The organism is Streptomyces sp. NPDC059037, assembly GCF_042740015.1.
Lineage (GTDB): Bacteria > Actinomycetota > Actinomycetes > Streptomycetales > Streptomycetaceae > Streptomyces.
In genome coordinates this window covers 1-8,479 of sequence record NZ_JBHYIG010000370.1, presented here as the reverse complement: position 1 = coordinate 8,479, position 8,479 = coordinate 1, and the positions used below count along the sequence as shown (strand labels likewise).

General features: G+C 73.1%; 6 protein-coding genes and 1 pseudogene. All 7 read right to left on the bottom strand.

Annotated elements, in window-relative coordinates; all coding sequences use genetic code 11:
- Positions 1-121 precede the first annotated feature (121 nt).
- A complete protein-coding gene (moeZ, locus tag ACFWY6_RS42080) occupies positions 122-1,300 on the bottom strand; it encodes an adenylyltransferase/sulfurtransferase MoeZ (protein WP_266870597.1) in 1,179 nt (392 codons plus the stop codon).
- A gap of 63 nt (positions 1,301-1,363) precedes the next feature.
- Positions 1,364-2,113, bottom strand: a complete 750-nt coding sequence (locus ACFWY6_RS42075) for a spherulation-specific family 4 protein (protein WP_384702159.1) — start codon at positions 2,111-2,113, stop codon at positions 1,364-1,366.
- Positions 2,101-3,054, bottom strand: coding sequence for an NAD(P)-dependent oxidoreductase (locus tag ACFWY6_RS42070; RefSeq protein ID WP_266870595.1), 954 nt, complete (start codon positions 3,052-3,054; stop codon positions 2,101-2,103). Before ACFWY6_RS42070 ends, ACFWY6_RS42075 begins: the two co-directional genes overlap by 13 nt.
- A 169-nt stretch (positions 3,055-3,223) precedes the next feature.
- Entirely contained in the window at positions 3,224-4,279 is a 1,056-nt protein-coding gene (locus tag ACFWY6_RS42065) for a hypothetical protein (protein ID WP_384702155.1), read from the bottom strand.
- A 287-nt stretch (positions 4,280-4,566) separates the two neighbouring features.
- Positions 4,567-6,330 carry a DUF3492 domain-containing protein gene (locus ACFWY6_RS42060; protein ID WP_384702152.1) on the bottom strand — a complete coding sequence of 588 codons (1,764 nt, stop codon included), beginning with the start codon at positions 6,328-6,330 and terminating at the stop codon, positions 4,567-4,569.
- Positions 6,331-6,461: 131 nt separating this feature from the next.
- Positions 6,462-6,794, bottom strand: a pseudogene (locus ACFWY6_RS42055) (peptidase M28); the annotation flags it as partial.
- 74 nt (positions 6,795-6,868) lie between these two features.
- The coding region (locus tag ACFWY6_RS42050) for a hypothetical protein (RefSeq protein ID WP_384702149.1) at positions 6,869-8,479 on the bottom strand (1,611 nt) is incomplete at its 5' end.

Sequence of the window (8,479 nt, the reverse complement as noted above, 5' to 3'; positions counted from 1 at the left end):
GGGATTTGTTTATAAGAGACAGCGCCCCACCTCTTCAGGTGCGGCCCCCATCTGCTTGCTGCCTATCGCCTTAAGGGCTCGTCCTCAAACGCCGGACGGGCTGGAATGTTGCCCGGAGCGCCTAGTAAACCGGCTTATCGGGCTCGATCTGGTTGACCCACCCGATCACGCCGCCGCCCACATGCACCGCGTCCGCGAAGCCCGCGGACTTCAGTACGGCGAGGACTTCCGCGGACCGGACACCCGTCTTGCAGTGCAAGACGATCTTCTTGTCCTGCGGGAGGCTCTCCAGGGCGGTGCCCATGAGGAACTCGTTCTTGGGGATCAGCCTGGCGCCGGGGATCGAGACGATCTCGTACTCGTTCTGCTCGCGCACGTCGATGATCTCGATCTTCTCGTCCGCGTCGATCCACTCCTTGAGCTGCTTGGGAGTGATCGTCGAGCCGAGCGCCGCCTCCTGGGCCTCGTCGGACACGACGCCGCAGAAGGCCTCGTAGTCGATGAGCTCGGTGACGGTGGGGTTCTCGCCGCAGACCGCGCAGTCGGGGTCCTTGCGGACCTTGACCTGGCGGTACTGCATCTCCAGGGCGTCGTAGATCATCAGGCGGCCGACCAGCGGGTCGCCCACGCCGGCCAGGACCTTGATCGCCTCGGTGACCTGGATGGAGCCGATCGACGCGCAGAGCACGCCGAGCACGCCGCCCTCGGCGCAGGACGGGACCATGCCGGGCGGCGGGGGCTCCGGGTAGAGGCAGCGGTAGCACGGGCCGTGCTCGCTCCAGAAGACGGACGCCTGGCCGTCGAAGCGGTAGATCGAACCCCAGACATACGGCTTGTTGAGCAGCACGCAGGCGTCGTTGACCAGGTAACGCGTGGCGAAGTTGTCCGTGCCGTCGACGATCAGGTCGTACTGGCTGAAGATGTCCATCACGTTCTCGGCCTCGAGCCGCTCTTCGTGGAGGATCACATTCACGTACGGGTTGATGCCGAGGACGGAGTCCTTCGCGGACGCGGCCTTGGAGCGGCCGATGTCGGCCTGGCTGTGGATGATCTGGCGCTGCAGGTTCGACTCGTCGACCTCGTCGAACTCCACGATGCCGAGCGTGCCCACGCCCGCCGCGGCGAGGTACATCAGCGCCGGTGACCCGAGGCCGCCGGCGCCGACACACAGCACCTTGGCGTTCTTCAGCCGCTTCTGCCCGTCCATCCCGACGTCGGGGATGATCAGGTGGCGGGAGTACCTGCGAACCTCGTCGACGGTGAGCTCAGATGCTGGCTCGACCAGGGGTGGCAGCGACACGGGGACTCCGTTGGTCGGTATTTCGGAACGGTTGTTCTGCGGTTAACACTGCCACGGCCTTCTTCATTCCGAGACACCCGTTCCGATACGCGAGACGATTTCGTCCCAGTACGCGGGCATGGACTCCCAGGGGTCGTTCGGGCCGCCCCGCTCTATGCGGTCGGTGAAGTAGATCGTCGAGGCCCCCTGCCAGCGCGCGATGCGCAGTGCCTCGTCGAGATGGCCGCGCGGCATGCCGTGCACGAAGTGGCAGAAGCGCTCGGCCGGGTAGTCGGCGGTCCACTCGGCCACCTGGGACCAGCGGTAGTCGCTCCAGGGGCCGGAGAACGTCACCAACTGGTCGGCGGATTCGGCGTATCCGGGATACGGATGGGTGCCGTGCCCGAGGACGATGTGCGCGTCGTCGCAGAGCGCGCGCAGGGTCGCGACCGTCCGGCGTACCTCGGGCAGCGCGGCGCGCTCGGTGGGGCAGCGGTCGAGGGAGAAGCCGTCGACCTGGTACCAGTCGAGGTAGCGGTGGGCATCGGAGAGGATCTCCCCGAAGGCGCGGGCGCCGTACGTCATGTCGAGGTGACCGAGAACACGGACGCCCGCGTTCCGCAGCCGCCCCGCCGCTTCCAGGCAGTGCGGGTCGGGCCGGTCCCCCGGGCCGCCCGCCACATTCAGGACGACCCAGTGCAGAGGGGTGCCCGGCCGGGTCAGTTCGGACCATTCGGCGGGCGCGACGAGCGGGTGGGCGAAGCCCGGGACGCCGAAGCCGAGTCGTACGTCCGTGTGTGCGGTGCCCGTGGCTGTGCTGGTCAGATGCGGCATGCCGCCTCCATCCAGATGTCGGCGAGTGACTCTTCGAGGTTGATCCGGGGGCGCCAGCCGAGGCGGTCGCGCGCGGTGCGCACATCCGCCTGCTGCCAGCTGCCGCAGCCGTCCGGGTAGGGGTAGGCGGCCGGGCCCCCGTGGTCGGATTCGGAGCGAGGGTGCCCGATGGATTGCCGCAGGGGCCCTTGGTCGAGCTCGTGCAGGGCTCCGCCGTACCCCGCGACGCGCGCCAGGACGGCGGCCGCGTCACGCAGACGTACGGCTCGACCGGCACCGATGTTCACGATCCCCTGGGCGGCGGAGAGCGAGGCGGCGTGCACGGCGCGCGCCACATCGCGTACGTCGATGAAGTCCCGCTGCACGCCGAGCCCCCCGAGCTTCAGCTCGCCGTCGCCGGACTGCATGGCCCGCCGCATGGCCTCGGCGAGCCGCCCGAGCGGTGATCCGGCGGGGGTGCCGGGCCCCGCGGGCGAGAACACCCGGAGGACGACGGCGTCGAGCCCCGCCCCAAGGACGAGCTCGGTGGCGGCGAGCTTGCTGACCCCGTAGGGCCCGCCGGGCCTCGGCACGGCGTCCTCGGCGGTCGATGAGCCCGGCTGGCTCGGCCCGTACTCGGCGCCGCAGCCAAGCTGCACGAGCCGCGCCCCGCAGCCGCTGCGGCGCAGGGCCTCGCAGATGGTGGCGACGGCCACCGTGTTGTGCCGGGTCAGCTCGCGGGCGCCGCCGCGGGTGGCGCCGGCGCAGTTGATGACGACTCCGGGGTGGACGGCGTCCAGGAAACGGGTGAGCGCGCCGGGGCTGCCGCTCGCGAGGTCGAACCGTACGTCCGAGTCGTCGCCGCGCCCGAGCGCGGTGAGCTGCACGGCCGGGTCGGCGAGCAGCCGGTCGGCGACGAAACGGCCGAGGTATCCATTGGCTCCGATCAGCAGCACCCTCATCGGGCGGCTCCCGGGTCGGATTCTCGGATGCTGAGGGTGCTCATCTGGGGTTCTCCTTCAGGGGGTTGCCGTTTGTCACGGGGTAAGGCCCGCGGTGTCGGCCCCGCGGGAGAGAAAGTTCTGGGGTGGGAACGGCGCCCCGCTGCCGGGCGTCCGTCGGATGGCACCCTCACGGCGCCCCAGAGGAATGCGCGGAGGCACGGGTCAGGGTCCGGCCGCAGTGCAGCAGCAGCACGAGCGCCGCGGCCCCGCAGGCGGCCAGCGGGACCACCCCGGCCCCCCACGCGTCGACCGCGCCCTCCACCGGTACGGCCACCCACTCGACCCCCGGCAGCCGCCCCGCGAACACGGAGGCGAGGGCCCCCGCCTCCGCGACCCCCGCGGCCCCCAGCATCAGCAGAGGCGCCCGAGTGAAGCCGTACGAAGAAAGCAGCCAGGCCAGCAACAGCAGCACTCCGAGCGCCCCGGCCCCGGCGCCCGCCCCGCCGCCCGCAGGGGCCACCGCGGCGGACACCGCGAGCAGCACCCCCAGCGCACAGCCGAAGAGCAGGACGACGCCCAGGAGCAACGGCCGTGCGGAGGAGGCGAATTCGTCGAGCCCCCGGCTGGTGGAGAGCCGCCCGCGGGCCCGCACGGCGAACAGCCGGGCGCACCAGACCGCGGGCGCGACAGCGAATGAGAGCCCCAGGGCGGTGGCCGTCGAAGCCGCCCACGGCCCGTCGGGCCCGCCCGAGACGGCGCCCCGCAGCAGCCCGTCACCGAGAACCGCGTACGCGACCAACCAGCACACCCACGCGCGCGTGGCCGGCGGCGCGTGGTGCACGCCGCCCGAAGGACCGGCTCCCGGGCCCGGCGTCCCGTACCGAAGCGCGACCCGCAGCGCCACAGCCACGGCGAGCGTCCCGCCGAGCCCCACCGCGAGCCGCGCACGCCCCTCGGTCAGCTCGGCCCCGGCGACGGCGAGCCCGCACACCCCTCCCGGCAGCAGCGCGAGCAGCGCCCATCCGGCGGAGGCACCGGGCGTTCCCGGCGAGGGCTGCGTCACGGGGAGGTTCCGTTCGTCGTCGTCGCGGGGCACGCGCGCGTACATCTCCTCGGCGAGTGCGAAGACATCCCGGTGCCGGAACCGCGCGGCGGTCCGGTCGGTCACCCCGTGCGCCTCAAGCCCCGCGGCGATCTCCAGCGGGTCGACGGCGCGCTCGCACAGCTCACGGTGCCGGTGCATCAGCGCCTTCACGGGGTCGACGGCGCCGCGGCGCGGAGGACGAGCATCCCCCGCAGCACCTGAAGCACCCGAAGCGCCCGAAGCGCCCGAAGCACCTGAAGCACCTGAAGCACCTGAAGCACCTGAAGCACCCGTACTGGAGCCGCCACCGGCCGCCCGCCAAGCCGCAGGCTCCCCCACGATCGCCTCCGACTCCCCGAACGCCTCCGCCACCAGATCCGCCGAGCGGGCGTCCCACCCGGCGGCACCCTCCGGGGCTCTCGGCGCGTCCACCTTCTGCTGCCGTGTCATACGGCCGCCCCTCTCAACTGCCCCTGCCCCTCGACCTCTTGCGCCACGGGCACAGCCACCGTCGGCTCCGGCACCGCCCAGCTGGGCACGCCAGGAACACTCGCTTCCGCAGCCCCGCCATCCACAGCCCCGCCCCCCGCGGCCCACCGCCCCGGCACATACGCCTCCGCCGGATTGCCGAACGGCACCGGCTCGCCCGCGTCGTCGACCGCGTCCCTGCGCACCGGGCAGTGCGAGACGATCTCCAGGTAAATGCCGCGAAAAGCCTCGACGTTCTGCTCCACGGTGAACAGTTCGAGCGCCCGCGCACGCGCCGCCGCGCCGAGCCGCTCGCGCCGGCCGGGGTCCCGCAGGAGCGCCACGCACGCCTCGGCGAGCGCCCGCGGATTGCGCGGCGGCACCACGAGCCCGGTGCCGCCGATGACCTCGACGACCGCGCCGACGTCCGTCGAGACCGTCGCGCGCCCGCAGAACATCGCCTCGACCAGGCTGATCGGAAAGCCCTCGACGACGCTGGAGAGGACGACGACGCTCCCCGCCGCGTACGCGTCCGCGAGCTCGGGCGTCGCGGGCGCCCCGATCTCCTCGAAGGACACGGGGTTGTCCCCGACGGCGTGCGCGCCCTCCGCCTCGTCGGGGAAGAGCTGCGCGGCGAGCACCCCGCAGTGCGCGAGATACCCGGCCGCCTCCGGCCCTTCCGCGGGCGCCCCGACGATCCGCAGCCGCGCCTTCGGCTCCTCCTTGCGGATCTCCGCGAAGGCGTGAAGGAGCGAGATCAGGTCCTTGGCGGGTTCGATGCGCCCGACCCAGAGGAGGGTGTCGGGGTCGCCCGGGTCCTCCCGCTCGCCGACCTCCGCGAAGCGGGACACCTCCATGCCCGGGTAGACCGTCCGCAGCTTCGACCGCTCGGCGCCGCACCGCTCCTGCCAGCGCCGCGCGTGCGTGTTGCCCGGCGTGACGACCGCGGCCTGGCGGTACACCTCGGCCGCGAGCCGCCCGTGGAAGGAGCTGAGCAGCGCCCGCGCGGGCGCGCTCAGCGCCTCGTCACCCGCCGCCAGGTAGTGCGCCCGCAGCTGCACGCCGTACTCGGTGACCAGGAGCGGCACTCCGGAGAAGTGCTTGGCGAGGAGTCCGGGGAGCGCCGCGGGGCCGCCGGACGTGGCGTGGCAGAGGTCCGCCGCGCCGAGGTCGTCGTCCTCGTACCAGTCGAGGGAGAGGGGCCGCAGCGCGCGCTCGACGAGGGACGCCACCGCGAGCAGATCGGGCACCCGCGCGGTGCGCGCGGCCCGCAGTGCGCCCGGTGTGCGGCAGGCGGTCTCCAGGGCGCGCACGGCCGCCTCGGAGCGCAGCGCGCCGACCAGACCGCCTTCGTCGCGGGCGAGTTCGGCGAGGCCGTACAGGGCGCTGCCGAAACGGTCCGCCAACTCGTCCGAGTCCTCGGCGCCGCCCGCCGCCCCGGAGCGGCAGATCACCGCGGCCAGCTCCCCGAAGGACTCGGCGAACCGCCGCCGGGCCCGTCGTCCGTACCTCGCGCCGAGGGCGATGCCGTCGTCGTCGACGGTCCACAGTGGCGCCGTCCGCACCCTGCTGACCTGGGGCGGCAGCTCGATCCAGCCCCGCGCCTCCTGCCGCTCGCTGCGGCTGAGGGCGTAGATGTCGAATTCGTGCTGCCCGAGCCCGCGCACGAGCCGGTCGCACCAGAGCCTGGCCTCACCGCTCACATACGGATAGCCACCCTCCGTAAGCAGTCCGATGCGCACGCGTACACCCCCGATCTCCCATGTGGGGAGCCGCCGTTGGCTCGGCGGCTCGCAGCGGGACGAACGTATGCGGACATGACGGTGGGGGGGGGGGGGGTGTTTGGGGTCTACGCGCCAGCGCCCGGGGCGGCGTCGCCGCCCGGCCAGTCGGCGATGAGGTTGTAGCCGGTCTCGCCGTTGGAGGCGAACTCCTGGACGGTGGTGGTGAATCCGGCCTCGTCGAGCTTGCCCTTCACGTAGTCGATCGAGGCTTTGTAGCCCGCGCTGCCGTGGGCGCGGTTGCCGCCGTTGGCCTCGGCGATGGACTGCAGCTGGGAGAGATGGCCCTGGACGTTGGCGACGGAGATGTCGGGCGCGGCCGCCGTGGGGGAGGGGGCCGCGGAGGATATCGCGCTGGTGGTGAGGAGTCCGGTGACGGCTATGACGGCGGCTGCCGCGGTGCGTCCTGGAACGGAGAACTTCATGTGGGGGGCTCCGAATTCCGTGAAATCTGAACGGGATTGGCGTGCCCGATGGTGCGGGTGAGGTTGACCGTGCGTCAAGAGCGCATATCGGTCGGAGTGTTCCGGATGGCGGTCCGCGGCGGCACCAGGACCGTCCAGCCGGGCGCGTAGGTGTCCGGCACGGGATGGCTCCGCCAGTCGCGCGCCCAGGGCGGAGGCTGCCCCTTGCGCAGGACAAGGGCGGTGGGGCGCTCCGGGCCGCTCCGAGGATCGGCCACGCATCCGGATACGTACGCGAGAGGGATCACCGAGGTGTTGCCCTGGAGCACGCACGGCGCGCGGACCCCCTGTTCGCGCAGGACCGCGGTGACGCGGGCCCAGTCGCCGCGGGCGCCGGCCTGGATGCGGCCGTTGCCGTGGGCGAGCGGGAGTTGGACGGCGAGATGCCCGACGAGGACGACGGCGAGGGCGGCAGCGAGCACACGCGAGGCCCTCGCCCGGTCGGCGAGGGCGAGCAGGCCGACGGCCGCGGGGAGCGCGAGGAGGGCGTGACTCGGCAGCAGGAAGCGGGGGGCTCCGTAGGGGACGAGGAGCAGGTAGGGCAGGGCGGCGCAGACCCCGACGACTACCGCGAGCCAGAGCGCCGCACGGGTGGCTCTCGGCGGTTCGGGAGCGCCCCGAAGGGGCGCGGGGCTGCGACATGTGCGGCTCCGCCACGTGGGCGCGACCAGCCAAGACGGTGCCGCAGCTGACTGACGGCACCTCGCGCCAATTCCAGCGGAGCGCCCGGCGGCCCAGAGCCCGAAGGCCACAAGCACCGGCAGCAGGATCCACCACTCCAGGGCCACGACCCTGATCCGGTCGGCGCCGCACGGCCGGCAGAGCAACGGCCCGTCCACGGCGGTGAACTGGGCGGTGATCGCGGCGAGCGGCCGCAGCCCGCCCTGTACGTCACTGGCGTCGACGAGCCGTTCGCGTACGCCGCCGAACCGTACGTACGCCTCGATCACCCACGGCAGCGCACCGGCGACGACCCCGCCGAGCACGGCGAGCACGCGGGCCCAGGAGCGCGGCGCGGTGAGGCCGAGCAGCGCGACGACGAGCAGCGGGGCGGCGACGGCGGCACCGTCGTTGGGCCGCATCAGGGTGGCGACGGCGAGACCCGCGCCGATTCCCGCGTACGTCAGAGGAGTCGGCGCGGCCCGCAGAAAGAACCCGACCGCCGCGACGGCGCCCATGGCGGTGTAGTGGTTCGGCATCGCCGCGCCCGCGTAGAACAGCGCGAACCAGAGGGTGCCGTAGAGACCCGCCGCGACGCCGATGGCGGCAGGCCGCACGGCGAGCACCCGGAGCCAGGGCCGGAACCCCAGATAGAGCGCTCCGGTGGCGAGCGCCGTCAGCCAGACCCGGAGCAGCACGACCGAGTCGCTCCAGGCGGCGACGGGGGCGATGAGCAGCGGGACGCCTCGGGTGCGGGGCGCGCTGAACGGGGTGGCGGGCGCGTACGGCCCGAACCGGCTCGCGTAGACGATCTCGTCCCAGCCGAGGGTCAGCGTGAGCGGCACGAGGACCAGCGAGAGCAGGGCGAATCCGGCGCAGGCGGCGACAAGGGGGCGCTGGTCGCGGGGGAGGACGCGGGGGCGCGCCGGCGGCCGGCCCCGCGCCCCGCCCCGCCACACACACCCCCGCGCCGCCCCCGCCAACAC

Bases quoted from the DNA above. Each gene is read 5' to 3' on its own strand.
- ACFWY6_RS42065 (WP_384702155.1), bottom strand. From the start codon at position 4,279: ATGCACCGGCACCGTGAGCTGTGCGAGCGCGCCGTCGACCCGCTGGAG.
- ACFWY6_RS42075 (WP_384702159.1), bottom strand. From the start codon at position 2,113: ATGCCGCATCTGACCAGCACAGCCACGGGCACCGCACACACGGACGTA.
- ACFWY6_RS42070 (WP_266870595.1), bottom strand. From the start codon at position 3,054: ATGAGGGTGCTGCTGATCGGAGCCAATGGATACCTCGGCCGTTTCGTC.